At 70.3% G+C, this 23,810-nt stretch carries 23 protein-coding genes, 2 tRNA genes and 1 pseudogene; 16 read left to right on the top strand and 10 right to left on the bottom strand.

Going from position 1 to position 23,810, the window contains the following annotated elements; translation table 11 throughout:
• The first annotated feature begins 5 nt into the window (after nucleotides 1-5).
• From P8T65_RS15405 to P8T65_RS15395, 3 genes and pseudogenes are all read left to right on the top strand, one after another.
• On the top strand, nucleotides 6-329 hold the full coding sequence (locus P8T65_RS15405; RefSeq protein WP_316725938.1) for a hypothetical protein: 324 nt from the start codon (nucleotides 6-8) through the stop codon (nucleotides 327-329).
• A 172-nt stretch (nucleotides 330-501) separates the two neighbouring features.
• Nucleotides 502-870 (top strand): WhiB family transcriptional regulator, encoded by a 369-nt coding sequence (locus tag P8T65_RS15400; protein WP_316725937.1) that lies wholly within the window; start codon nucleotides 502-504, stop codon nucleotides 868-870.
• Nucleotides 867-1,064 (top strand): annotated as a pseudogene (locus tag P8T65_RS15395) (hypothetical protein); the annotation flags it as partial. The gene P8T65_RS15400 and the pseudogene P8T65_RS15395, both read left to right, overlap by 4 nt.
• Nucleotides 1,065-1,095: 31 nt before the next feature.
• Here the strand turns inward: P8T65_RS15395 and P8T65_RS15390 are convergent.
• Nucleotides 1,096-2,013 carry an IS3 family transposase gene (locus P8T65_RS15390; protein ID WP_316725936.1) on the bottom strand — a complete coding sequence of 306 codons (918 nt, stop codon included), beginning with the start codon at nucleotides 2,011-2,013 and terminating at the stop codon, nucleotides 1,096-1,098.
• Nucleotides 2,010-2,318 carry a transposase gene (locus tag P8T65_RS15385; RefSeq protein WP_310771210.1) on the bottom strand — a complete coding sequence of 103 codons (309 nt, stop codon included), beginning with the start codon at nucleotides 2,316-2,318 and terminating at the stop codon, nucleotides 2,010-2,012. The genes P8T65_RS15390 and P8T65_RS15385 overlap by 4 nt, the downstream gene beginning before the upstream one ends.
• 342 nt (nucleotides 2,319-2,660) lie before the next feature.
• Between P8T65_RS15385 and P8T65_RS15380 the strand changes: the two genes are divergently transcribed.
• Nucleotides 2,661-2,870, top strand: a complete 210-nt coding sequence (locus P8T65_RS15380) for a hypothetical protein (protein ID WP_184899189.1) — start codon at nucleotides 2,661-2,663, stop codon at nucleotides 2,868-2,870.
• 21 nt (nucleotides 2,871-2,891) lie between these two features.
• Here P8T65_RS15380 and P8T65_RS15375 read toward each other — a convergent pair whose 3' ends face one another.
• Both P8T65_RS15375 and P8T65_RS15370 read right to left on the bottom strand, forming a co-directional pair.
• Nucleotides 2,892-4,250: an AarF/ABC1/UbiB kinase family protein gene (locus P8T65_RS15375; protein ID WP_316725934.1), complete on the bottom strand. Its 1,359-nt coding sequence runs from the start codon at nucleotides 4,248-4,250 to the stop codon at nucleotides 2,892-2,894.
• A complete protein-coding gene (locus P8T65_RS15370) occupies nucleotides 4,243-5,511 on the bottom strand; it encodes a TOMM precursor leader peptide-binding protein (RefSeq protein WP_316725933.1) in 1,269 nt (422 codons plus the stop codon). The genes P8T65_RS15375 and P8T65_RS15370 overlap by 8 nt, the downstream gene beginning before the upstream one ends.
• Before the next feature lie 217 nt (nucleotides 5,512-5,728).
• Here P8T65_RS15370 and P8T65_RS15365 point away from each other — a divergent pair, with 217 nt between their 5' ends.
• The 4 genes from P8T65_RS15365 to P8T65_RS15350 all read left to right on the top strand — a co-directional run bounded on the left by P8T65_RS15365 (nucleotide 5,729) and on the right by P8T65_RS15350 (nucleotide 9,649).
• Nucleotides 5,729-6,325 carry a M48 family metallopeptidase gene (locus P8T65_RS15365; RefSeq protein WP_215448890.1) on the top strand — a complete coding sequence of 199 codons (597 nt, stop codon included), beginning with the start codon at nucleotides 5,729-5,731 and terminating at the stop codon, nucleotides 6,323-6,325.
• 253 nt (nucleotides 6,326-6,578) lie between these two features.
• Nucleotides 6,579-8,183 (top strand): TerD family protein, encoded by a 1,605-nt coding sequence (locus P8T65_RS15360; RefSeq protein ID WP_316725932.1) that lies wholly within the window; start codon nucleotides 6,579-6,581, stop codon nucleotides 8,181-8,183.
• An 8-nt stretch (nucleotides 8,184-8,191) separates the two neighbouring features.
• Entirely contained in the window at nucleotides 8,192-8,869 is a 678-nt protein-coding gene (locus tag P8T65_RS15355; RefSeq protein WP_215448892.1) for an AIM24 family protein, read from the top strand.
• Nucleotides 8,870-8,896: 27 nt separating this feature from the next.
• Nucleotides 8,897-9,649, top strand: coding sequence for an AIM24 family protein (locus P8T65_RS15350; protein ID WP_316725931.1), 753 nt, complete (start codon nucleotides 8,897-8,899; stop codon nucleotides 9,647-9,649).
• 186 nt (nucleotides 9,650-9,835) lie between these two features.
• On the opposite strand, the gene P8T65_RS15345 is transcribed toward P8T65_RS15350, so the two are convergent.
• Complete coding sequence (locus P8T65_RS15345) at nucleotides 9,836-10,351, bottom strand: NUDIX hydrolase (RefSeq protein ID WP_316725930.1); 516 nt, start codon at nucleotides 10,349-10,351, stop codon at nucleotides 9,836-9,838.
• Nucleotides 10,348-11,766 carry a zinc-dependent metalloprotease gene (locus tag P8T65_RS15340; protein WP_215448895.1) on the bottom strand — a complete coding sequence of 473 codons (1,419 nt, stop codon included), beginning with the start codon at nucleotides 11,764-11,766 and terminating at the stop codon, nucleotides 10,348-10,350. The genes P8T65_RS15345 and P8T65_RS15340 overlap by 4 nt, the downstream gene beginning before the upstream one ends.
• Nucleotides 11,767-11,956: 190 nt before the next feature.
• Between P8T65_RS15340 and P8T65_RS15335 the strand changes: the two genes are divergently transcribed.
• From P8T65_RS15335 to P8T65_RS15320, 4 genes are all read left to right on the top strand, one after another.
• A complete protein-coding gene (locus P8T65_RS15335) occupies nucleotides 11,957-13,069 on the top strand; it encodes an SDR family oxidoreductase (RefSeq protein WP_316725929.1) in 1,113 nt (370 codons plus the stop codon).
• A gap of 46 nt (nucleotides 13,070-13,115) precedes the next feature.
• Complete coding sequence (locus tag P8T65_RS15330; RefSeq protein WP_316725928.1) at nucleotides 13,116-13,574, top strand: molybdenum cofactor biosynthesis protein MoaE; 459 nt, start codon at nucleotides 13,116-13,118, stop codon at nucleotides 13,572-13,574.
• Between the two features lie 184 nt (nucleotides 13,575-13,758).
• Nucleotides 13,759-13,923: a hypothetical protein gene (locus tag P8T65_RS15325; RefSeq protein ID WP_177262103.1), complete on the top strand. Its 165-nt coding sequence runs from the start codon at nucleotides 13,759-13,761 to the stop codon at nucleotides 13,921-13,923.
• 72 nt (nucleotides 13,924-13,995) lie between these two features.
• A complete protein-coding gene (locus P8T65_RS15320; protein ID WP_316725927.1) occupies nucleotides 13,996-15,093 on the top strand; it encodes a PDZ domain-containing protein in 1,098 nt (365 codons plus the stop codon).
• A 125-nt stretch (nucleotides 15,094-15,218) separates the two neighbouring features.
• On the opposite strand, the gene P8T65_RS15315 is transcribed toward P8T65_RS15320, so the two are convergent.
• Nucleotides 15,219-15,761: a PPA1309 family protein gene (locus P8T65_RS15315; protein ID WP_221523641.1), complete on the bottom strand. Its 543-nt coding sequence runs from the start codon at nucleotides 15,759-15,761 to the stop codon at nucleotides 15,219-15,221.
• A gap of 163 nt (nucleotides 15,762-15,924) precedes the next feature.
• On the opposite strand from P8T65_RS15315, the gene P8T65_RS15310 reads away from it, so the two are divergent.
• From P8T65_RS15310 to P8T65_RS15295, 4 genes are all read left to right on the top strand, one after another.
• The gene (locus P8T65_RS15310) at nucleotides 15,925-18,858 is read left to right on the top strand and encodes a UPF0182 family protein (protein ID WP_316731597.1); all 2,934 of its coding nucleotides are present in this window, start codon (nucleotides 15,925-15,927) and stop codon (nucleotides 18,856-18,858) included.
• A gap of 44 nt (nucleotides 18,859-18,902) precedes the next feature.
• A tRNA-Met gene (locus P8T65_RS15305) sits at nucleotides 18,903-18,976 on the top strand.
• 171 nt (nucleotides 18,977-19,147) lie between these two features.
• Nucleotides 19,148-21,142: a sel1 repeat family protein gene (locus P8T65_RS15300; protein WP_316725926.1), complete on the top strand. Its 1,995-nt coding sequence runs from the start codon at nucleotides 19,148-19,150 to the stop codon at nucleotides 21,140-21,142.
• Between the two features lie 357 nt (nucleotides 21,143-21,499).
• Nucleotides 21,500-21,573 (top strand) — tRNA-Met (locus P8T65_RS15295).
• A gap of 129 nt (nucleotides 21,574-21,702) precedes the next feature.
• Here P8T65_RS15295 and P8T65_RS15290 read toward each other — a convergent pair.
• From P8T65_RS15290 to hisN, 3 genes are all read right to left on the bottom strand, one after another.
• Nucleotides 21,703-22,119 (bottom strand): Fur family transcriptional regulator, encoded by a 417-nt coding sequence (locus P8T65_RS15290; protein WP_184899217.1) that lies wholly within the window; start codon nucleotides 22,117-22,119, stop codon nucleotides 21,703-21,705.
• Between the two features lie 234 nt (nucleotides 22,120-22,353).
• Complete coding sequence (locus P8T65_RS15285; RefSeq protein WP_316725925.1) at nucleotides 22,354-22,746, bottom strand: CBS domain-containing protein; 393 nt, start codon at nucleotides 22,744-22,746, stop codon at nucleotides 22,354-22,356.
• 151 nt (nucleotides 22,747-22,897) lie between these two features.
• A complete protein-coding gene (gene hisN / locus P8T65_RS15280) occupies nucleotides 22,898-23,698 on the bottom strand; it encodes a histidinol-phosphatase (protein WP_230220021.1) in 801 nt (266 codons plus the stop codon).
• Between the last annotated feature and the right edge of the window lie 112 nt (nucleotides 23,699-23,810).

The raw sequence follows: 23,810 nt of genomic DNA, 5'->3' as shown, positions 1-23,810 counted from the left end.
GTCCAGTGATCAGCATCAACACCAGCTACATCAGCACGGTCAAAATGACCGATCGCTCGGCCGTCTCCCTGTGCATGCTCGGCGTCTCGAACCTGGGCACCGTTCTGTCCGCCATCAGTGGCGGCCGTCCGGCGTCCTCCGTGTCTCTGGCGGGTCTCCCCGTCCGTGAGCGCAATGAGCGACCGACCAAGGCACTGGAAGCAGCAGTAGAGGCACAGGCCCAGGCCTATGCCTTCGCGGCGGCCGGTGCCGGATTCCGGAAGCAGACGACGCAGCATCACCTGATGTGGGCCTTCCGTGGGCCTGAACCCTGGAGTGATCCAGCCTGATCGACGATCAGGCCGGCGCCTTCAGGGCCGCGGAACCCCATCCGGGATCCGCGGCCCTTCTGTTTGTCCCTGACCAGGGACTACAGAGCGAAGGGGCCTCGGGACAAGAAAAGAACCCGGTACCAGCCGCCACCGGCCAACAGCCGGAACGACCAGACGAGGAAGACGAACCGTGCAACTCGAAGCGCACGCCCCGTCCGTACCGCCTTCCGAAACGATCCCCCCGCCCGGCCTCACGGAGGACTCCACCTTGACCCCGCTCACCCCGCTCACCGCGCTCGACGACGCCATCGAGAACCTCGGCGTACCCGTCCCCTGCCGCTCCTACGACCCGGAGGTCTTCTTCGCCGAGTCGCCGGCCGATGTCGAGTACGCCAAGTCCCTCTGCCGCACCTGCCCGCTGATGGAGGCCTGCCTCGCCGGCGCCAAGGAGCGGCGTGAGCCCTGGGGCGTCTGGGGTGGCGAGCTCTTCGTCCAGGGTGTCGTCGTGGCCCGCAAGCGGCCTCGCGGTCGCCCGCGCAAGAACCCGGTCACGGCATGAACATCACCGGAACGATCGACCGCCCCCTCACGCACGACCCCAAGAAGCAGGCCCCGATGAAGCCGTCCACGAGCGAGCCCGCCGGCTCCGTGACACCTGATTTCACCACCACCGGTGCGAACGCCTCGCGCCAGAACAGGACCCGAGAGATGCATCTCATGCCAGAAGCCCTGGCTCGTGCGCATATGCACGAGTGAGGTTCCCCCACTGTGCGGGAGGTGCTGATCAGCTGGTCAGAGTGGGTTGACGGGTGTTCAGGTTCGTCGGTTCGGCCGTCGCCTGCTTGGTGTAGTGCTTCTCCTCGAACTCGATCGGACTGAGCCAGCCGAGCCGTTGCTGGATGCGCCGGGAGTTATAGAAGCCGTCGATGTACTCGAAGAGCGCGAGGTTCGCCTCGGCACGTGTGGCGAAGACGCGACCGCGCACGCACTCCGTCTTGATCAGCATCCACAGGTTCTCCGCGAGCGCGTTGTCGAACGAGTCCCCGACCGACCCCATGGACGCCTGAACTCCCGCTCTCACCAGACGAGTTGTGAGCTTGATAGACGTATATTGACAGCCGTGGTCGGCGTGATGGATCAGCTTGCCGGGCTCGACCTCGCGGGACGCGAGCGCGTACTCCAGCGTGGTCAGCACCAGGTCCGCGTCCGCACGGGCCGAGGTCTCCCAGGCCACCACACGGCGGGAGAACGCGTCCCGGATCGCCGAGAGCCACAACGGGCCCTCGCCGGTCGGGATCATCGTCAGGTCGGTGACCCACAGCCGGTTCGGCCCGGGTGCGGTGAAGTCCCGCTCCACCAGGTCCGGGGCGAGCGTGGCCTTCGGATCCCGGCGCGTGAAGCCCTTCCGCCTCGGGCTCACACCCGCGATGTCGGCCTCGCGCATCAGCCGCTCGACGCGTTTGCGCCCGACGTGGACGCCCTCCCGCTTGAGGACGGCGTGCACGCGCGGTGAGCCGTAGACGCCACCGGAATCCGTGTGGATCTCCTTGATCCGCTCGGTCAGCTCGACGTCACGCTGACGCCGTTCGCACGGCTCGCGCTCGGCGCGGCGCCAGCGGTAGTAGGTGGAGGAGGGGATGTGCAGTTCCCGAAGTACGCACTCGACTCCCAGGCGGGGATGCTCGTCGAGGAGCGCCGTCACCTGGGCCGGGTCGGGTCGAGTTGCGCCGCGAAAAAAGCCGAGGCCGTCCGCAGCACGTCGTTGGCCCGCTTGAGCTGGGCGTTCTCCTTGCGCAGAGCCACCAGCTCGGCCCGCTCGTCGGTGGTGAGCCGATCGTCGCGCTCGCCGGCGTCCGCCTCGGCCTGACGGATCCAGCCGCGCAGGGCCTCCGGGTGCACGCCGAGGTCGACGGCCAGCTTCTTGATCTGCGGCCTCGGCTCCGTAGTGCGATACATCCGCACCGCACGCTCACGCAACTCCAACGAGTACTTCCTGGGTGCAGCCATGGTCGATGCTCCTCTCATGAGAACCATCTGACCCTCTGTCACCTCTTCCCGCATCTCGGGGGAACCTCAGAGCGCCTGCACCAGGCTGAGCAGGAACGCCGGGCCATGCGCCTGGCGGTCGCTCAGCGGATGCAGCGCCGGGCCGAGCGTGCCTCGCTGCGCGCCCGCCGTGCGCTCGCCATGGCGGTCATGCAGTAGTCGCCACACGGCGACCGGCATGACCCGGCCTGGACAGGCACATCACCACCAGCAGTGGCTCCCCGCGGGGGCCGGTCCGAAGGGACCGGCCCCCGCGGTGCGTTGTGCCCACGGATCCGCCGAGGGCGGCGATATCGTCGCCGAGTGACGAGTCTTTCCGGGGACAGCGACCAGGGCGGCCCCGCCGCGGAACCCCAGACCCTCGTGTGCGCCCGCTGCGGCACCACCGCCGACGCCCCCCGACCTCTGTGGATCTGTTCCGTGGAGAACGGCGCACGGCGCTACTTCTGCGAGACGTGCGCCAGGGAGAACCTGCGAGCGATCGAAGGCAGGCTGGACTCGGCCTGGTGGTGAACCCGCCCGCGACCGGACCGGCTACGCCTCCGCGGCCGACTCGCCCTCGCCCTCCTCCTCCGGCAGGAAACCCGGCAGCCACTCCTCCAACTCGTCGCGCATACGGACCGTCGCGCCGAGCTGGCACAGGACGCCGATGGTGCTCAGGGTCACCCGGTGGATGAGGAGGTAGGACGGGGGCAGGTTCAGCTGCTTGCCCAACTGGTGGGCGGGGGAGCGCGGGTCGGCGATCCGAGCGGCCTGGCTGCGCATCCAGCCGCGGGCGAAGGTGAACTCGTCCGCCCGGACCGGTTCGATGATGGGGTGCAGATAGTCGAGGACGGCGTCCGGGTCCAGCTCTATCGACTCCTTCACGAAGCCTTCCGTACAGAGCATCTCGTAGACCGCCTCGGCCTCGCCGTCGATGGTCAGCCGCAGGGCCTCGCCGATCGGGGCCGGCAGGCCACCCGTCAGTCGGTCCACCGTGCCGAAGTCGAGGACGCCGAGGCGCCAGCCGCTCTTCTCGTCCGGCAGCAGACGGAAGTTCCCCGGGTGCGGGTCGGCATGCAGGAGACCGGTGCGGGCCGGACCGGAGAAGAGGAAGCGGGTCAGCAGCTGGCCCGCCCGGTCGCGCTGCTCCTGAGTGCCGTCGGTGATCACCTCGGACAGAGGGGTGCCCTCCATCCATTCGGTCACCAGCACCTGCTCGCACTGGTGCACCACGGCCGGGACCACCACGTCCGGGTCGTCCTCGAACTCCTCCGCGTGCGCCTGCTGGGCCTGGGCCTCCAGGCCGTAGTCGAGCTCTTCGGAGACACGGTCCCGCAGTTCCGCGATGAGCGGCTTGATGTCCATGCCGGGGATCAACGGGCCCAGTAGACGCGCGAACCGGCTGAGTTGACCGAGATCGGAGAGGAGGGCCTCGCCCGCGCCCGGGTACTGCACCTTGACGGCGACCTCTCGGCCGTCGTGCCACACGGCTCGGTGCACCTGGCCGATGGAGGCCGCAGCGGCCGGCTTGTCCTCGAACTCCAGGAACAGCTCCTGCCAGTCCGCACCGATGCGCTCCTCCAGCACGGCGTGCACCGTGCGGGTCGGCATCGGCGGTGCCGCGTCCTGGAGCTTCGTCAGAGCCGCCCGGTAGGGGCCCGCGACCTCCTCGGGAAGCGCCGACTCGAAGACGGACAGGGCCTGCCCGAACTTCATCGCGCCGCCCTTCAGCTCGCCCAGGACCTTGAACAGCTGCTCCGCCGTGCGCTGCTGGAGTTCACGGCCCACGAGCTCCGCCGACTCGCCGACGATTCGCTTGCCGAGTCCCCAGGTGGCCCGGCCTGCGATGCCGAGCGGAAGCGCGGCGAGCTTGGCGGTCCGGGTGACCGCCTTCCGGGGAAGATCAGACATGCGCCCTCCAACTCCCAGCAGGCCGTGCCGCGTGTGCCTTGCGGGACAACCTCGTTGACCGCTGATGCCCCGCCATTGTCTCGTGCGCATCCCCCTCCTTTGCGGTGTGTTCCCCGTTACCTTTCCCGGCCGCACCGTTTTCAGCGGCTGTGCAGGAACATGTGGGGTGCGGCCACACCGGACGCGGGTGCCAGTCCAACCCCGGTAGCGAGACCTCCCAGCGGGCGCCCACGCTGGACGGAGTCCGCCCGTCCAGGAAGGCGAGCGCATGCGCCGCGGCCAGTCCGGCGACCGTCGTGGCCAGGGCCAGGTCGCACGCCTCCAGCTGGTGCGGACGTCCGGACCGCCACTGTGCGACCAGCCGCGGCCATGTCTCGTCGCGATCGGTGCGGCTCTCTTCCAGGCAGCCCGCGCAACCCGTCTCACCGGGCAGGACCAGAGGGCCGACCACGCCCGTCCCCTCGACCACACCCGCGTAGAGGTGTGGCGTACCCGAGGCGACCAGCGGCTCGGCGGCGATGGGCCTGGGAGCGTGGACATCGACACCGTCCCGCGGGGCGAGGATCACCAGCGAGAACCCGGACTCCTCGCGGAGACGGTCCCGTGTCCGTTCTTCTGCCGATTCGGCGGAAGGGGGCCGGGAGCCTCGGCGACCTCGTGGCGGACGACCGGGCGCCGCGTGCCGGGCGGCCCGCCGGGCCGCCGCGTCCCTGCGTTCGCCGATCGATTCGGCCGACAGCCCGCCCGGTGCCACGTCACACGGCTCCACCCGGCCGACATCGCGGACGTCGACCCCGCCGACCCCCGCACCCGACAACAGGGAGGCGAGCACCGATCCCACCCGCCCCGCACCCCGCACCTGCACTCTCAGTGATCGGCGCGCGGCCAGACGACCCATGGCGTCGCCCGGCTCGGAGGTGATCAGAGAGAGCGTGGCGGCGTCGGGCCGCAGTCGGTCCAGGACGTCGGGCTTGCCGCGCAGGTCGTCAGCGGCCGGGCCGCCGCCCGTCGCGTCGTCCAGCAGGCCGGACCGGGACAGGCGCTCCACCAGACCGTCCACATGGCCGTCCGGCAGACCCATGCGGCGTCCCTCTTCACGCAGGAGCGGTAACCCCCGTGTGCCGTCGAGCAGGGCGAGGAAACTGCCTGTCGTCGTGTCCATCGGGCCCAGCACCATGGCGTGCGCCGGTGCCAGACCGAACTGCACGGTGTTGAGATCCCGCCAGCCGCGCCGGAGCGCGGGCTTCACCATCGGATGCATGATCGGCCCCCGTAGCCAGAGATCGGTTCTGTCCGCCGACGGTGCGAGTGCCTGGTCCGCCGACGAATGCCAGCATGCACGGACAGCGACGATGCCTGTCGAGAGTTGTCCACAGGTGACGGCATTCGTCGCACAAATCGGGCGCTCGGGGTGCGGATCGATATCGAACCGTCCCGGAGGCGGGACTTCCCCCGTGTGCAGCGGGTAACGTCGGGGCGTGCCCGCCGACCCACTGCACCGCGCCGCGAAGCCACCGCGCAGCACGACGAGCCAGCCGCCGAGCGGCTCGGGGGCGAGCGCGATCGAGGTTCGCAGGAGCGCGCGACGGCGCAGAACGGTCTCCGCGTACCGCGAGGGCGATCGCACCGTCGTGCTCATCCCCGCAAGGATGTCCGAGGCGGAGGAGCAGCGCTGGGTGACGGTCATGCTCGACAAGCTGGCCGCGCAGGAGAGCAAGAGGCGCCTCGGCGACACCGAGCTGTCGGAGCGGGCCGCCCGGCTCTCGGACCAGTACTTCGGCGGTCGCGCCCGGCCCACGTCCGTGCGCTGGGTCACCAACCAGAACACCCGCTGGGGATCGTGCACCCCGGCCGAGGGCAGCATCCGCCTCTCGCACCGGCTGCAGGGCATGCCGGAGTACGTCGTCGACTACGTCCTCCTGCATGAACTGGCACACCTGCTCGTACCGGGGCACGGCCCCCGCTTCTGGCAGCTGCTGGACGCCTATCCGCGCACCGAGCGTGCTCGGGGCTACCTCGAAGGGGTGGTCGCCGCCGACCGGCTGCCCCACCTGCCCGTCACACGGGATGAGTGACACCTCGCGCGGCCGTTCGCTGGGAAACGGCCCGTGACCTGCGGCCCGAAGGCGCCGCGCGGCGGGTGCCCCGGGCGGGGGTGCCACGGAACAGGCGCTTCACGCGCGCGTGTGCGTTTGTGGAACCGGTGACCGAAGTCGCGCTTTTGTACCGTCTCTGTACCGGCCTCGTACGCCCCAGGACTTTGCGGTTAGCCTGACGCGACGCACTCGCAGGCGCACGCACTTTCGGGATGGGGGACGGTCGTTACGCATGGCCAGGGAATTCCAACGCGGCCACAAGGCCAAGATCAGTGACCTCACCGCGGGTACGGATCTGTATGTAGGCGTACAGATCTCCGCCCCCGGGCTGACCTTCGACATCAGTTGCTTCGGACTGGACGCCGACGAACGGCTCTCGGACGACCGCTACTTCGTCTTCTTCAACCAGCCGAAGACCCCCGAGGAGTCCATCCAGCTCCTGGGCGCCCAGTCGGGTGACACCGAGTCCTTCCGTGTCACCCTCGACAAGATCCCGCCGCAGATCCAGAAGCTGTCCTTCACGGCGACGATCGACGGCAACGGGCAGATGTCGCAGATAGCCCCCGGTTACGTCCGTATCGTCGCGGGCGGCGAGGAAGTGGCCAGGTATCCGTTCGACGGCTCGGAGTTCTCCACCGAGCGTGCCGTGATGCTGGGCGACTTCTACCTGAAGGACGTCTGGCGGTTCGCGGCCGTCGGGCAGGGCTTCGACGGCGGCCTCGACGCGCTGCTGAAGAACTTCGGCGGCGAGGTCGCCGAGGAGCAGCCCGCCGCACCGCAGCAGCCGCAGGCCGACGCCGCGCCCGGCTTCGCCCCGCCCGCGTTCGGCGCCCCCGCGGCTCCGGCTGCCCCGGCGCCCGCGCAGCCGTTCGCGCCCCCGGCGCCCTCGCCCTCCGTGCACGCCGCTCCGACGATCGCCGCGCCCCTGCACATGCCGCCCGGCGGCACCGTTCCGCCCCCGGCCGCCCCGCCGCCGGGCGGCCCGTTCACCCCGCCCGGCGCCCCGCCGCAGGGTGGGCCCTTCACGCCTCCCGGTGCCGCGCCACAGGGCGGCCCCTTCACCCCGCCGGGAGTGGCTCCGCAAGGCAGCCCGTTCACGCCCCCGGGCGCCCCGGGTGCCTTCCCGGGCCAGGCACAGCCTTTCGGCGGCGGGACGCAGCTCGCGCCGGTGCCGCCGGAGGCAGGGCTGCGAGTCGTTCTGACGAAGTACTCCGAGGCCCCCGTCGGGGACCGCTGGACCGAGCAGAATCCGCAGCTGGTGCGGGCGACGCTCACCAAGGGCGCCAACATCCTCGCCAAGCAGGGCAGCATGGTCGCCTACCAGGGCGACATCGACTTCGCCCACAAGGGTTCCGGCCTGCTCGGCAAGTTGACGGGCCAGCTCACCGGCCAGGGCATGGCCCTCATGCGATGTTCCGGGGACGGTGAGGTGTTCCTCGCCGACGAGGGCAGTCACCTCTTCGTGATCCGCCTGGAGAACGAGCAGCTCTACACCAGCGCGCGCGGAGTGCTTGCCTTCGACGAGTCACTGGACACCGAGATCCGCCGTATCGAGGGCGCGGGACTGCCCGGCGGCGGCCTGTTCAGCATGCTCTTCTCCGGTACGGGAGCGGTCGTCGTCAAGACGCGCGGCCTTCCCGTCGTGCTGCCCGTCGGACCGGCCACCTACGTCGACGGCAACGCCGTCATCGCCTGGTCCGCCGGTGCACAGGCCGTCACCACGACGTCGCTCAGGCTGCGCCGCTCCGGGTACGCCCGGCAGACCCAGGAGGCCGTCAACCTCCAGTTCCGCGGCGCCCCCGGCAACTTCGTCGTCGTCCAGCCCTTCGAGGTGTGAGGCAGAGCATGGACCTCCAGACACTCAACGCGCACCGCTCCGCCTCCACCGGCGTCCGTATGAGCGTGCACAGCTCCAAGACGCTCAAGGTCACCATGGTCACCGGCCAGGATCTCCTGGCCAAGGCCGGCTCGATGATCGCGTACGACGGCTACGTGCAGTTCGACGGCCCGCCCGCCACGCTGCGGCGCAGCGCGGAGGAGATGGTCACCGGCGAGGGCGGCAAGCTGATGCTCTGCCGCGGCGACGGGGACCTGTACCTCGCCGACTACGGTGGTGACGTCCTCGTCCTCCACCTGAACAACGAGGCGCTGTCGGTCAACGGGCCGACCCTGCTGGCCTGCGACGCCTCACTCCAGCTCTCCATCGAGCCGGTCAAGGGCCTCGCCAAGCTCTCCGGCTCGGGCCTCACCAACCTCGTGATCCGGGGCACGGGATGGGTCGCCCTGGTCAGCCGGGGCGTGCCGATCTCCCTCGACTGCGCCGAACGGGAGACCTACGTCGACCCGGACGCGCTGATCGCCTGGACCGACGGCCTCGACATGAAGGCCCGTCGCACCATCAAGGCCGGCGCGCTCATCGGCCGGGGCAGCGGGGAGGCCTTCCAGATCGGGTTCAAGGGGCGGGGCTTCGTGGTCGTCCAGCCCAGCGAGGACACCGGCGACCGCTTCAAGATCCGTGGCTGACCGGGGCTGAGAGGAGAACAGCACACCATGCACAGCACACTCTTCGCGCACATCCCGGTGAACCACACCGAGCGCTACACACTGCAGAACCCGCAACTGCTCAAGACCGACATCACCATCGGCAGCAGTCCCGTCCTGGCTCGTCAGGGCGCCATGGTCGCGTTCGAGGGGCAGGTCGACTTCGACAGCCAGTACCGCAACCGCAGCTGGCGCAACGCCGAGCGGATGACCGGCGAGCGGCTCGAACTCATGCGCTGCAAGGGCAACGGGATCGTGTATCTCGCCAACTTCGCGCAGTACCTGCACATCATGGAGGTCGGCAGCGGCATCACCGTCGACTCCTCCGCCGTCCTGGCGTTCGACGGCTCCCTGAACGTCGGCATCGTCGCCGTGGACAGCGCCGTCGAGGTGGCCTCGGCGGGCGCGTACAACCTGGAGCTGTCCGGCGGCGGCAAGGTCGTCCTGATGACCTCGGGAGAGCCGCTTGCGCTCGAGGTGACACCCGAGAAGAACATCTGTGTCGACTCGGACGCCGTCATCGCCTGGTCCACCTCGCTGCGCACACAGCTCCAGGCACCGACCTCCACGTCCGCCGTGTGGCGCCGCAGGGGATCCACCGGTGAGGGCTGGGAGATGCACTTCGGCGGCCACGGGCACGTCCTGGTACAGCCGAGCGAGCTGCTTCCGCCGCAGCACCTGCGGACGTTCGGAGTGCTCGGACAGTTCGGCATGGGCGCGGGCGGGCTGAGCGCCAACTCCCTCGGGGGCAGCCGCAACTGAGCGAAGCGCCGATGGACGGGCGGGCCGTGCCCTTGAGGGAGCGGGCGCCTCTGTGATCGGGCGCATGTGTAAGGGGCGTTCCGCCTTGCGGACGCCCCTTACCGCGTTCGTGCCCCCGGCGGGGGCATGCCCACCGCCCGGCGGCATCATGCCGACAGGCCGCCCCCGCCACGCGAAAGAGCGAGGTCAGAGCCGCGCCCGCGTGGCCTCCAACAGGCGGACGACCGAATCGTCGGCCACGGTCGGGACCTCGTCGTAGGTGAACCAGCGCAGGTCGAGGGACTCGTCGCTGATCGCTTCCACCGCGTCGGCCGGGGCGAGGGCCGCGTACTGGACGTCCAGATGCCAGGCGCACGGGGTGTGATGCCGGTCCAGGCGGACCGGGCCGCCCGGCAGGAGCTTCAGGCCGGCGATGCCGGACTCCTCCGTGGCCTCGCGCAGCGCGGAGTCCGCGAGGACGGTGTCCCCGGGCTCGCAGTGGCCGCCCATCTGGAGCCACATGCGCAGCTTCCTGTGGAGAGTGAGCAGCACCCGGCCGCGCTCGGGGTCGATCACCAGGCCGCTCGCCGTGATGTGTCCGGCGCCGCACGCCTTCCACATGCCGTCCGAGTGGGCCGCGAGGTGGTCGAGGTACGCCTGGCGCAGCTCGGCCTGGCCCTCGTAGCTCTTCAGTACGAGGACCGCGTCGTCGTGCAGGCTCACTCGGTGTCGTCGTCCTTCTTCTTGAGGTCGGGCTTCTCGGTGGAACCGCCCCCGGCGGCCTCGCCGAGCATCTTGTCCAGCTCGGAGAAGTCCATCTGCTCCCGGTGGACGAAGCCGTCCGGGTCGTCCAGGTCGGAGGCGGTGGGCAGCATGTCGGGGTGGGCCCACAGGGCGTCGCGGCCGTCGACACCGCGCGCGTCCGTGAGAGACGCCCACAGGCGGGAGGCGTCGCGCAGGCGGCGGGGGCGCAGCTCCAGACCGATCAGCGTGGCGAAGGTCTGCTCGGCCGGACCGCCGGTGGCACGGCGGCGGCGCAGGGTCTCGCGCAGGGCGTCCGCGGACGACAGACGCGGCTTCGCGGCGGCGTGCACCACCGCGTCCACCCAGCCCTCCACCAGTGCCAGGGCGGTCTCCAGACGGGCCAGGGCCGCCTTCTGCGCCGGGGTGTCCTCCGGCTGGAACATGCCCTGCTGGAGCGCCTGCTGCAGCTCCTCGGGGTTCTGCGGGTCGAACTGCCCGACCACGTCCTCCAGCTTGGCCGTGTCGACCTTGATTCCGCGCGCGTAGCCCTCGACGGCGCCGAACAGGTGCGAGCGCAGCCACGGCACATGCGCGAAGAGACGCTGGTGGGCGGCCTCGCGCAGCGCCAGGTAGAGCCGCACCTCGTCCTTGCCGACGCCCAGGTCCTTGCCGAACGCCTCCACGTTCAGCGGCAGCAGCGCGGCCTTGCCGGCCGGTCCGAGCGGCAGGCCGACGTCGGTGGATCCGACGACCTCGCCCGCGAGCACGCCCACGGCCTGCCCGATCTGCTGGCCGAACATGGCGCCGCCCATCGACTTCATCATGCCGATCAGCGGGCCGGCCATGGCCTGCATCTCCTCCGGCAGGATGTCGCCCATGGCGCCGCCGACCCGTTCGGCCACCGGGTCGACCAGTTCCTTCCAGGCGGGCAGGGTCGCCTCCACCCACTCCGCGCGGCTCCACGCCACGGCGGAGCCGGCGCCGGACGGCAGGGACGTCGCGTCGTCCAGCCAGAGGTCGGCCAGGCGGACGGCCTCCTCGACGGCGGTGCGCTCGGCGGGGCCGACGCTCTCGTCCTTCGTGCCGTCGGCGGTCCCCTGGGAGACCGTCTGGCGGGCGATCTGCTTGGCCATGTCCCAGTTCACCGGGCCGCCCTCGTACGAGAGCATCTGGCCCAGCTGCTGGAAGGCGGCGCCCAGGTCGGTGGGGTTCATGGAACCGAACATCGCGGCGAACGGATTGTCGGCGCCGGGGCCGCCGGCCCCGGGGAACCCGAAACCGAACGGGTTGGCCGGGCCCTGACCACCACCGCTCTGCTGGTCCTTCTTCTTGCCCTCGTCGCCGTCGTCCGGCTCCTCCGGCGGAAGGCCGAATCCGAATGGGGTGTCACTCACGGGATTCCTCGGCTGATAGGGCCATCGGGTTTCTCCGACGGCACGGCTGCCCGAACACCACCCAGCGTAGACACCACGGCGGGTTAAGGCCTCGGTGCTCCGCCGACCGAAGGCCTGCGGCAGGATGGATGCCACCTGGTACGTACGCGTCACCCGCGTTCGTACTGAAGACAACCGCTGGAGACGCCCGGTGAGTTCCCCAGATCCGCAGGTTCGCGCAGCGCGAAACCACGCAACCAGTCCCGCCGTGCGCGGGCCCGTCGTCGCGGTCACCGGTGCCGCGTCCGGCGTAGGAGCGCTGCTCACCGAGCGGCTCGCCGAGTCCGACGAGATCCGGCAGGTCATCGCCATCGACGAGCGGCGCGGCGAGTGCGCGTCCGCCCAGTGGCACATCCTGGACGTCCGGGACCCGGCGATCGCCGAGAAGCTGCGCGGGGCCGACGTGGTGGTGCACCTCGCCGTCGACCTCGACCTGGGCACCGACTCGGCGGCCCGCAGCGCGTACAACGTGCGCGGGACGCAGACCGTGCTCACGGCGGCCGCCGCGGCCGGGGTGCACCGGGTCGTGCTGTGCACGTCGGCGATGGTCTACGGGGCACTGCCCGACAACGAGCTGCCGCTCTCGGAGGACGCCGAGCTGCGGGCGACCGCCGAGGCCACGGGGGTCGGCGACCTGCTGGAGATCGAGCGGCTCGCGCGCCGGGCGCCGCGCGCCCATCCCGGCCTCAATGTCACCGTGGTGCGTCCCGCGACCCTGGTCGGAGGGACGGACACGGCGCTGACCAGGTACTTCGAGTCGCCGCGGCTGCTGGTGGTGGCCGGGTCGCGACCTGCCTGGCAGTTCTGTCACGTCGAGGACCTCTGCGGGGCGCTGGAGTACGCCGTGCTGGAGAAGGTCGACGGGGAGCTCGCCGTCGGGTGCGAGGGGTGGCTGGAGCAGGAGGAGGTCGAGGAGCTCAGCGGGATCCGGCGCATGGAGCTGCCGTCCGCGGTCGCGCTCGGGGCCGCCGCCCGGCTGCACCGGATCGGGCTCACGCCGTCACCGGCGGGGGACCTGGCGTACACGATGTACCCGTGGGTGGTGAGCGGGAGCCGGTTGCACGACGCCGGGTGGCGGCCGCTGTGGACGAACGAGGAAGTGCTCGCGGAGCTGCTGGAGGAGGTCGCCGGGCGGCACACCGTGGCCGGGCGGCGGTTGGGGCGGAAGGACGCGACGGCCGCGGGTGCCGCCGGCGCGACGGTCGCGCTGCTGGGTACGGCGGCGCTGGTGCGGCGGGCGCGGAAGGCGCGGGGCAGACGTTGACGGGTGCCCCGGCCGGTCCGGGGCGCGGGTGAGGCACGATGGGGGTATGGCTGTGAATGATGATCACCCTGGTGAGCGGGGCGCCGCGGAGCCCGTCAAGCTGATCGCGATCCGGGAGACGGCGCTCTCCCTCGACGAGGTGTTCCGGGCGGTCGGGGATGACGCGGCCGGGGGGACCGCGCTGTTCGTGGGGACCGTGCGGAACCACGACGGCGGGGCCGATGTCGACGAGCTCGGCTATTCGTGCCACCCGACGGCCGAGGCCGAGATGCGGCGGATCGCGGAGAAGGTGGTCGCCGACTACCCCGTGCGGGCGCTCGCGGCCGTGCACCGGGTGGGCGACCTGAAGGTCGGTGACCTGGCCGTGGTCGTCGCCGTGTCCTGTCCGCATCGGGGCGAGGCCTTCGAGGCGTGCCGCAGACTGATCGACGATCTGAAGCACGAAGTGCCCATCTGGAAGCACCAGAAGTTCTCCGACGGCACCGATGAATGGGTCGGCGCGTAGCGCCGTCGGTGGGGGGCGGTGGTCGGGCGACGGGAGGGCGGGTCGGAGCTTGTTGATGGCGTGGCCGGAATCCTCCATGTGCTTCCGGTTGCGTAACCCGGCCCCCGGAGAGAGCGTTGACGGGACGGACGGATAATCTGCTGATCAGTCAGTTGTGGTTGCTTCATAGGGGTTGGGAGGCGGCATGGCGGCGCTCGCCTGGTTGCTGATTCCACTGGTGGCCGCGATCGGTGCCGGACTGTGGGGTGGCTGGGCCGGCCGGAATCGCAGGAGCATCGAGGACGGCACCGAGCTCGCGGGATACTCGCGCTTCCGCGAGGCCATGGAGCGGTCCCACACCGGCGGCTAGTGCCCACGCCCGCCGCCCCCGGACGGACGGCCCCGACGGTGCACTGACAGGCCTGTCCCGTACTGTCGTTCCATGCCACGCCGCACCGCGACGATGCTCGCCTCCACCCTGATGCTGATCGCGCTCCTGTGCGCGGGAGTGATCATTCCCGTGCCGTACTCGGAGATGTCGCCGGGGCCGACGGTGAACACGCTCGGGGAGCACGGCGGCGAGCCGGTGCTGCAGATCTCGGGACACAGGACGTATGCGACGACCGGTCACCTGAACATGACCACGGTGCGTGTGACCAGTGCCGACTACAGGATGAACCTCGTCGAGGCCGTGTACGGCTGGCTGGCACACGACAACAAGGTCGTCCCGCACGACACGCTCTACCCGGACGGCAAGACCGAGGAGCAGTCGACTCAGGAGAACGCCGAGGAGTTCAGCCAGTCCCAGGAGAGCGCCAAGGTCGCCGCCCTGAAGGAGCTGGACATCCCGGTGAAGTCCTGGGTGATCGTCTCCACCGTCCTCAAGGACTCACCGGCCGAGGGCAAGCTGCACGCCGGTGACGTGATCAAGTCCGTCGACGGCACGGCGGTCAAGGCGCCCGAGGACGTCGCGAAGCTGGTCACCAAGCACAAGCCCGGCGAGGACGTCGACTTCGTCATCGTGCCCGCCAAGGCACAGGCCGCCGCCGAGAAGGCGAACAGGACCGCGACCGAGACCGAGACGGTCACGATCACCACGGCCAAGTCCGACGACACGGGCGAGCAGCGGGCGATCGTCGGGATCTCCGCCGGGACCGACCACACCTTCCCGTTCACCATCGACATCAAGCTCGCGGATGTCGGCGGCCCGAGCGCCGGACTGATGTTCGCCCTCGGTATCTACGACAAGCTGACTCCGGGCAATCTGACGGGCGGCAAGTTCGTGGCCGGCACCGGCACGATCGACGACGAGGGCAAGGTCGGCCCCATCGGCGGCATCGAGATGAAGACGGTCGGCGCGCGTGACAAGGGCGCCGAGTACTTCCTGACGCCCAAGGGCAACTGCGCCACGGCCGCGAAGGACACCCCCGACGGACTCACCCTCGTCAAGGTCGACACCATCGAGGACGCCCTCGGGGCTCTCGAGGACATCCGCTCCGGCGACACGGCCGATCTGCCGAAGTGCACCACCAAGGGCTGACAGGAGCGCAGTGACGGCGCACGCGCGAGTGGGGGCGCCCTCCGGGCCGGAGGGCGCCCCCACAGTCGTAGATCGGATCGTCGGAGATCCGAGTGTCGTGGGCCCGAGCGTCGTGCGGCGGGGGATCAGTCCACGAAGGTCGCGGACAGGGCCTCCGCCAGGCCCGGGACCAGTTCGGGGCCGGTGAGGACCTCCGTCGGGGTGTCCTTCTCACGCAGGCGCAGGGCCGAGTCGCGGGAGCCGTCGCGCAGGACGGCGACCGTCATCCGGACCTCCTGGCGGTCGGGGTGGGAGGCCACCCACTTGGTGAGCCGGGCCCCGTCCAGGTTCTCCGGGACGGACGCCTCGGCGGACGGCGGCAGCATCAGCCGCTCCACGGTCAGGGCGCAGCCGACCACCGCGTCGGGCCAGGCGATGGTGCCGAGGAACTCGTCCAGCGCCTTGCCCGCGGGAATCTCGTCCTGCTCGATCGGGGTGAGACCCACGGTCTCGGACTCGTCCTGCAGACCGAGCTGAGCCGCGAGGGCGGGTTCCTGGGACCGCAGACGCGCGGTATCCACCAGGGCGAAGAGGCGAGCGGGCTGGTCCCAGCCGAGGCCCGAGGCGTACTCGTCGATCTCGAGCACCGCCCGGGTGAGGGGGTTCGCTGCCATGGGAGTGTTGGACATGGTCACAATCCTGCCTCGTTCGTTCCCGGAAGCGGGAACCGAGTAAAGCGTGAGTAAGTTGCATAGGTGAGGCCCCTACGATCACGGGGCCCGCTGGAGGGTCCGTAGACGCGGGCCTGACGTATCGACAGCGAACTTCGAGGTGCGCACCTTGGCTTTCCAGATGCCGGACCGCGGCGGAGGCCCGACGGGGCCGCGGATCAGAGTGGGCCGACCGTCCCGACGTGTCCGGACCCTGCTCATGACGCTGGGCGTCCTTGCCGTCCTCGGCATGGCGTTCGTCATGTTCGCGGGGTTCTGGACGGACTGGCTCTGGTACCGCTCGGTGAAGTACTCCTCCGTCTTCACCACCACGCTGTGGACGAAGATCGGGCTCTTCTTCGTCTTCGGGCTGCTGATGTCGGCCTCGGTCGGCTTCAACATCTGGCTGGCGCACCGGCTGCGGCCGCCGCTGAGCGCGATGTCGATGGAGCAGCAGAGTCTCGACAGGTACCGCATGGGCATCGCGCCCTACAAGAAGTGGCTGCTCCTCGGGATCACCTCCCTGGTGGGTCTCATCGCCGGCGCCTCCGCCTCCGGGCAGTGGCGCACCTGGCTGATGTGGGTGAACGGGGTGCCCTTCGGGCAGAAGGACCCCCAGTTCGGCCTGGACGTGGCCTTCTACGCCTTCGACCTGCCCTGGTACCGCTTCCTGCTCGGCTTCGGCTTCGCCGCCGCCGTGCTCTCGGTGATCGCCGCCGCGCTCACGCACTACCTCTACGGCGGCCTCAGGGTCACCTCGCCGGGCGCGCGTGCCACCGCCGCGGCCACCGGGCACCTGTCGGTGCTTCTCGGTATCTTCGTCGCCCTGAAGGCGGTCGCCTACTGGCTCGACCGCTACGGGCTCGCGGTGAAGTCCAGCGACTTCAAGGCCACGGGCAACTGGACCGGCCTGCGGTACGTCGACGCGAACGCGTACCTGCCGGCCAAGACGATCCTGTTCTGCATCGCCGTGATCTGCGCGTTGCTGTTCTTCGCCACCATCTGGCGGCGCACCTGGCAGCTGCCGGTCATCGGCTTCGGTCTGATGGTCCTCTCCGCGATCCTCATCGGGGGGCTGTACCCGGCCATCGTGCAGAAGTTCCAGGTCCAGCCGAACGAGCAGGCCAAGGAAGCGCCGTACGTCGAGAAGAACCTGGCGGCGACCCGACAGGCCTACGGCATCGACGGGACCGACGTCGAGGAGTACTCGGGTGTGAGCGACACCACGGACAAGGCCAAGCTCCGCAAGGACGCCGACACCACGGCCAGCATCCGCATGCTCGACCCGAACATCGTCTCGCCGACGTTCCAGCAGCTCCAGCAGATGAGGAACTACTACGCGTTCCCCACGAACCTGGACGTCGACCGGTACAGCAATGAGGACGGCGCGGAGCAGGACACGGTCATCGGTCTGCGCGAGCTGAACCTCGCCGGCATCCCGAAGAACAACTGGATCAACGACCACTTCCGCTACACCCACGGCTTCGGGGTGGTCGCGGCCAAGGGCACCGAGGCCACCTCCGGTGGCCGCCCGGTGTTCACCGAGTCCGACCTGCCGTCCAAGGGCGACCTGGGCAAGTACCAGCAGCGGGTCTACTACGGCGAGAGGACCACCCAGTACTCGATCGTCGGCGGGCCCCAGAAGGAGATCGACTACTCCGACGACAGCGGTGAGAAGACCACCAGCTACAAGGGCGACGGAGGGGTCAACCTCACCAGCCCGGTCAACCGGGCCGCGTACGCGGTGGCGTTCAACGAGCCGCAGATCCTTTACTCCGGCGCCATCGGCGAGGGTTCACGGATCCTCTACAACCGCACGCCCAAGGAGCGCGTCGAGGCGGTAGCCCCATGGCTGACCATCGACGGCGACGCCTATCCGGCAGTCATCGACGGGGAGATCCAGTGGATCGTCGACGCGTACACGACGATCAACGGCTACCCCTACGCCTCCCGCACCACCCTGGGTGACACGACGGCCGACTCGTTGACCGCGGACAACAGCCAGCGCGCGGTGGTGGCCCAGCAGAACCAGGTCAACTACATCCGCAACTCGGTGAAGGCGACCGTCGACGCGTACACCGGTGAGGTCAAGCTCTACCAGTGGGACACCCAGGATCCGGTCCTGAAGACCTGGATGAAGGCGTTCCCGAACACGGTGGAGCCGAAGAAGGAGATCTCCCCGTCCCTGGAAGCCCATCTGCGGTACCCGCAGGACCTGTTCAAGGTCCAGCGCGAACTGCTGACCCGCTACCACGTCAAGGACGCGGACACGTTCCTCAGCGGCAGCGAGGTGTGGCAGGTTCCGGACGACCCGACCAACACGTCGGGCAACGCGGTGCCGCCGTACTACCTGAGCATGAAGATGCCCGGTCAACAGGAGCAGGCGTTCTCGCTGACCACCACGTTCACACCGAACGGCCGTGACAACCTCAGTGGTTTCATGGCGGTCAACGCCGAGGCGGGCACCAAGGACTACGGCAAGATCAGAATCCTGAAGGTGCCGACGAGCGAGGCCATCGACGGACCCAAACAGGTCCAGAGCCAGTTCAACTCCCAGCAGGACATCGCCGAAACGATCAGCTTGCTCAAGCGTGGTGACTCGGAGGTCGAGTACGGCAACCTCCTGACGGTCCCGCTCGACGGCGGACTGCTCTACGTGGAGCCCGTCTATGTGCGAGGCGGCGGACTCAAGTACCCGCTGCTGCGCAAGGTCCTGGTCACCTACGGCGGCAACACGGCCTTCGAGGACACCCTCGACGCGGCGCTCAACAAGGTGTTCGAAACCGAGGGCACGCCGACCGAGCCACCGCCGGACGACCCCGACGAAGGCACCGACGAGCCGCCGACGTCGGGCGATCCGACGGTCCAACAGGCCCTGCAGGAAGCCCAGAAGGCGTTCGACGAGGGACAGCAGGCCCTCAAGGACGGCGACTGGGAGGCCTACGGCCGGGCCCAACAGGATCTGGAGGACGCGCTGAAGCGGGCCGAGGACGCGCAGTCCAAGGCCGACGAGACCGGCGGCAGCGGCAGTGAGGACAGCGACCAGAGCGGCGACGGAGGCTCCGGAAGCGGCTGATTCAAGGCTCCGTCCCGCGCCGTGGTACGGTTGCAACGCAACGGCGCGGGGTGGAGCAGCTCGGTAGCTCGCTGGGCTCATAACCCAGAGGTCGCAGGTTCAAATCCTGTCCCCGCTACTGAAGTTGAAGGCCCGGATCCTCTAAAGGATCCGGGCCTTCAACGTGTTGGTCGGGATGCTCGGGCAATCTGTGTTTGACTTGTCGCTCTGTGGGCATGTCGACAAAACGCTGTAGTGACCTCAATGGCTGCGGTATACCAGGTGTACCCAGGTTGCAGGTGGTGCGACGATGGACGTTATGGGGGACAAGGCAACTCTGTTGGAGACAGGGCGGTTTGCGCTGCCTGCCGACATTGCGCTGCCTGCCGACTTCGTGCTGCCCGCCGAGTCCGCCTCGTCGGTCGAGTCCGCGGGGGTCGCGGACGAGGACGAGACGGGCGACGCCGTCGAGGAGGCGCGTCAGCGGCTCGCCGCCGAAGCCGGTGACACCGAGGCGATGAGTGTCCTCGGCGCCATGCTCCTGCGCCGCGGCGACCTGGACGGAGCCGAGCCCTGTCTGCGGGCCGCCACCGCGGCCGGGGACCGGGCGGCCGCCAACAACCTGGGTGTCCTGCTGCACCAGCGGGGGTACGCCGACGAGGCCGCCGACTGGTGGCGGGTCGCGGCCGTCGCCGGTTCCGCCGCCGCCGCGCACGCGCTCGGCCGCCACCATCGCGAGCGCGGTGACGAACCGGCCGCCGAGTACTGGCTGCGCCAGTCCGCCGAGCAGGGGCACGCCCTGGGCGCGTACGCGCTCGCCGACCTGCTGGAGCACCGCAGTGACGCCGCCGCCGAGCGGTGGATGAGAGTGGCCGCCGAGCGCGGGCACCGCGAGGCCGCGTACCGGCTCGCGCGTACGCTCGACCAGCGCGCGGAGCAGGAGGAGCGCACCGCCGTGCGCGAAGGACGGAAGATCGCGCGCGCGGCGCTCGAGATCGGGAGCGGCCCCCGCGAGGGCCGTGCCGCCGGGCGGGACGGCGGCGGGCAGGCCGTGGGCGCGGGGGAGCGCGCCACCGACAACGGTGTCGGGGCGGAGGCCGCCGAGGAGGCGGAGCAGTGGTACCGGCAGGCCGCCGCGCGCGGGCACCGGCGGGCCGCGCTGCACCTCGGGGCGATCCTGGAGCGGCGCGGGGAGCTGAAGGAGGCCGGTCGCTGGTACCTGACCTCCGCGAAGCACGGTGAGCCGCGCGCCGCGTGCGCGCTCGGGTTCCTGCTGCGGGATGCGGGTGACACGGAGAGCGCGGCCGTGTGGTGGCTGCGGGCCGCCCAGGACGGCAACGGCAACGCGGCGAACGCGCTGGGCGCGCTGCACGCCGAGCGCGGCGAGACGCAGACCGCCGAGCGCTGGTACCGGGCCGCGATGGACGCCGGGGACGTCAACGGCGCGTACAACCTGGGGCTGCTCTGCGCCGAGCAGGGGCGGACCGCGCAGGCCGAGCAGTGGTACCGGCGCGCCGCGTACGCCGGACACCGGGAGGCGGCGAACGCACTGGCCATCCTGCTGCTCCAGGTCGGCGACGCGTCCGGTGCGGAGCCGTGGTTCTCCAAGGCCGCCGAGGCCGGGAGCGTCGACGCCGCCTTCAACCTGGGCATCCTGTTCGCCGGGCGGGGCGACGACGCGACGGCGCTGGTCTGGTACGAGCGGGCGGCTGCCGCCGGGCACACCGAGGCGGCGCTCCAGGTCGCCATAGCGCGACTGCGGGACGGTGACGAGCGCGCCGCCGAGCGGCATCTGCGGTGCGCCGCCGGTGGGGGCAGCGCGGAGGCCGCGTACCGGCTGGCTGCCGTGCTCGACGCGCGGCGGCCGCCCGCGCCCGCGCACGAACTGGGCGAGCCGGTGCGGGAGAAGAACGAGTGCGAGGAGTGGTACGAGCGGGCCGCGTCGCAGGGGCATCGGCGGGCGCAGGTGCGCGTCGGGATGCTGGCGGCCGGGCGGGGGGACGTGGTCGAGGCCGCGCGGTGGTACCGGGTCGCGGCGGAGTCGGGATCGCGGAACGGCGCGTTCAATCTGGGGCTGCTGCTGGCTCGGGAGGGAAGTGAGCCGGAGGCCGCCGTGTGGTGGGCTCGGGCCGCCGACGCGGGGCATGGACGGGCGGCGTTGCGGCTCGCTCTCGTCTACGCGCGTCGGGGTGAGCTGGTGGAGGGGAAGCGGTGGGCCGATCGGGCCGTGGCGCTCGGGCCGGCTGAGGTGGCGGAGCGGGCAGCGCGGTTGCGGGATGCGTTGCGGGACGAGTTGTCGGCGTAGGTGAGTGGGGCGGGGAGCTGAGGGGGTGCCGCGGTGCCGGGGCGGCGGTGTGGTCCGGGGCTCCGAGGGTGCCCGGGGGTGCGTGCTGGACGTGGGGCGGGGTCTCGCTCACCCGCGCTCCGCGGGGTGCCGCTGCGCCCACCCTCCCCCACTCTCGGCTTCGCTCGAGCGGGAGGTGCCCCCATCGCCCCAGCGGCACGACTGCCCGCAGTTGTGCCGGGGCCGCGCTAGCCGGGTGCCGCAGCGCCCACGCGTGCCGGTCCAGGGGTACGAGTGCCCTCGGCTGCGTCGGGTTTGGTCTGGGGGTTAATGGATTTGCTCTGGTCGGCGCGGGTGACGTAGTGTTCTGTTCATCGACGCGGGGTGGAGCAGCTCGGTAGCTCGCTGGGCTCATAACCCAGAGGTCGCAGGTTCAAATCCTGTCCCCGCTACTGAAGGCCGATGGCCCGGAACCTCAAGGTTCCGGGCCATCGGTGTTTTCGTTCTGGTTCGCTTTCAGGGGGCACGGAAAAGCCCCGGCCGTTGTACGGCCGGGGCTTTTCCGTGCGGCGGCGGTGGTGCTACGCCTGGGTGCAGTTCGGGCAGACGCCCCGGTAGGTGACCTCCACGTCCGAGACGGTGAAGCCGAAGCGCTCGGAGGAGGGGAGGTCCGCCAGGGGGTTGCCGGTCGGGTGCACGTCACGGATCGTGCCGCACCGGGCGCAGACCAGGTGGTGGTGTGGACGGTGCGCGTTCGGGTCGTACCGCTTGGCGCGCCGGTCCGTGGCGACCTCGAGCACCTCACCGAGGGAGACCAGCTCGCCGAGGGTGTTGTAGACGGTCGCCCGGGAGATCTCGGGCAGCTTGGCGACAGCGCGCGCGTGCACCTCGTCGGCCGTCAGATGGACGTGTTCGCCGTCGAGGACCTCGGCCACGACACGCCGCTGCGCGGTCATACGCCATCCGCGTCCGCGCAGCCGCTCCAGAAGGTCACTCATACCGGTCAGCGTAACAGCAAGCGGAAACAGTTCCCGAACGGGTGTGAATTTGGAGCTTGACTTGACTTGGATTTTGTCCAATGTAGGATCTGGCTTCGATCGATGAAGGCTTCGGCAAGCGCCTGGAGGCCGCAGTCCAGGCCTTGTGCGGCTGACCGGGGTTGGACCGCTTGTCGTTGGGGCGGGCCGGGGTCTCGTAGGAGACTCCCGGCCCGTTCGTGCGTCCGGGCGCGGCTACGCCGGTGCGGGCTGTCGGGCGGGTGCCCAGCAGCGGATGATGTCGCGGACCGAGACGATGCCGATGGGGGCGCCCTCGTCGATGACGATCAGATGGCGGAAGCCGCCGTGGGCCATTGCGCGGGCTGCTTCCTCCAGGGTCCAGGACGGCGTGGCGAACACGACGTCGGTGGTGGTGTGGGCGTGGGCGCGCTCGGTGTCGGGGCTCTGGCCGAGGCCCACGGAGACGAGGACGTCGCGTTCGGTCAGGATGCCGAGTCCGCCGGCGTCCGGGTCGAGGACCACGGCCGCGCCGACCCGGCGAGCCGCCATCAGGGCGGCGGCCTGGCGGAGGGTGTGATCGGGGCCGATGGTGAGGACCACTGTGGTCATGGCGTCGCGGACGAGCATGGAGTTCAGCCACCTCCTAGGGAATCCCGGAACGCCTTGTTCAAGGATTCACAAGTTCACAAGTGGGGGGACTCTCAATGTGGCAGGTAAAGCGGAGGTCAACAAGAGGGCGTGCGTGGTCAGTTCGGGGCGCCCCGGATCATTCCAGGGCTCAGTAGCGCTCGTTCAGATAGCCCAGCAGCTCGTCGTGGAGGAGGCCGTTCGAGGCCGCCGCGTCGCCGCTGTGCGGGCCGGGGCGGCCGTCGAGGCCGGTGAAGCTGCCGCCCGCCTCCGTGACGATGATCGCGTTGGCGGCCATGTCCCAGAGGGACAGCTCGGGTTCGGCGCAGATGTCCACGGAGCCCTCGGCGACCATCATGTACGGCCAGAAATCGCCGTACGCGCGGGTGCGCCACACCTCGCGGGTCAGGTCAAGGAAGCCGTTGAGGTGGCCGCGGTCCTCCCAGCCGCTGAGGGAGGAGTACGCGAAAGAGGCGTCCGAGAGGTCGGCGACGCGGGAGACGTGCAGGCGGGAGGCCGAGCTCAGACTGCGGCCGGTGAAGGCGCCGTGGCCCTTGGCGGCCCACCAGCGGCGGCCGAGCGCGGGGGCGGAGACCACGCCGACGACGGGCTGGTAGCCGCCCTCGGCCGCTTCCATGAGAGAGATCAGGGTGGCCCAGACAGGGACGCCTCGGACGTAGTTCTTGGTGCCGTCGATCGGGTCGATCACCCAGCGGCGCGGCCCGGTGCCCTCGACGCCGTACTCCTCGCCGAGGATGGCGTCGCGGGGGCGGGCGCGCTGGAGTTGGCCGCGGATGAGTTCCTCGGCGGCCTTGTCGGCTTCGCTCACCGGGGTCATGTCCGGCTTCGTCTCGACCTTGAGGTCGAGGGCCTTGAAGCGGGACATCGTGGTCGCGTCGGCGGCGTCCGCGAGGACGTGGGCGAGGCGGAGGTCGTCGAGGTAATCGGCCATGTGGCGAACGGTATCCGCCGAGGTCGGTGCGGGGCTACAGGGGTCGGGGGTCGGACCGGCGGAGGCGGCGGTACGTATGGGGTTCGCCGGGGTGGGCACATGAGTGGGGGCT

This window comes from Streptomyces sp. 11x1 (genome assembly GCF_032598905.1).
In the GTDB taxonomy this organism is placed as follows: Bacteria; Actinomycetota; Actinomycetes; order Streptomycetales; family Streptomycetaceae; genus Streptomyces.
The sequence above is the reverse complement of the archived record's forward strand: the minus strand, read 5'-3'. Positions and strand labels throughout refer to the sequence as shown.

What these genes read in the sequence shown, in the direction of transcription:
- P8T65_RS15385 (WP_310771210.1), bottom strand. Translation starts at nt 2,318, where the DNA reads ATGGCTGCACCCAGGAAGTACTCGTTGGAGTTGCGTGAGCGTGCGGTG.
- P8T65_RS15375 (WP_316725934.1), bottom strand. Translation starts at nt 4,250, where the DNA reads ATGTCTGATCTTCCCCGGAAGGCGGTCACCCGGACCGCCAAGCTCGCC.
- P8T65_RS15370 (WP_316725933.1), bottom strand. Translation starts at nt 5,511, where the DNA reads ATGCATCCGATGGTGAAGCCCGCGCTCCGGCGCGGCTGGCGGGATCTC.
- P8T65_RS15360 (WP_316725932.1), top strand. Translation starts at nt 6,579, where the DNA reads ATGGCCAGGGAATTCCAACGCGGCCACAAGGCCAAGATCAGTGACCTC.
- P8T65_RS15355 (WP_215448892.1), top strand. Translation starts at nt 8,192, where the DNA reads ATGGACCTCCAGACACTCAACGCGCACCGCTCCGCCTCCACCGGCGTC.
- P8T65_RS15350 (WP_316725931.1), top strand. Translation starts at nt 8,897, where the DNA reads ATGCACAGCACACTCTTCGCGCACATCCCGGTGAACCACACCGAGCGC.
- P8T65_RS15330 (WP_316725928.1), top strand. Translation starts at nt 13,116, where the DNA reads ATGGCTGTGAATGATGATCACCCTGGTGAGCGGGGCGCCGCGGAGCCC.
- P8T65_RS15325 (WP_177262103.1), top strand. Translation starts at nt 13,759, where the DNA reads ATGGCGGCGCTCGCCTGGTTGCTGATTCCACTGGTGGCCGCGATCGGT.
- P8T65_RS15320 (WP_316725927.1), top strand. Translation starts at nt 13,996, where the DNA reads ATGCCACGCCGCACCGCGACGATGCTCGCCTCCACCCTGATGCTGATC.
- P8T65_RS15315 (WP_221523641.1), bottom strand. Translation starts at nt 15,761, where the DNA reads ATGTCCAACACTCCCATGGCAGCGAACCCCCTCACCCGGGCGGTGCTC.
- P8T65_RS15310 (WP_316731597.1), top strand. Translation starts at nt 15,925, where the DNA reads ATGCCGGACCGCGGCGGAGGCCCGACGGGGCCGCGGATCAGAGTGGGC.
- P8T65_RS15300 (WP_316725926.1), top strand. Translation starts at nt 19,148, where the DNA reads ATGGACGTTATGGGGGACAAGGCAACTCTGTTGGAGACAGGGCGGTTT.
- P8T65_RS15290 (WP_184899217.1), bottom strand. Translation starts at nt 22,119, where the DNA reads ATGAGTGACCTTCTGGAGCGGCTGCGCGGACGCGGATGGCGTATGACC.
- P8T65_RS15285 (WP_316725925.1), bottom strand. Translation starts at nt 22,746, where the DNA reads ATGCTCGTCCGCGACGCCATGACCACAGTGGTCCTCACCATCGGCCCC.
- hisN (WP_230220021.1), bottom strand. Translation starts at nt 23,698, where the DNA reads ATGGCCGATTACCTCGACGACCTCCGCCTCGCCCACGTCCTCGCGGAC.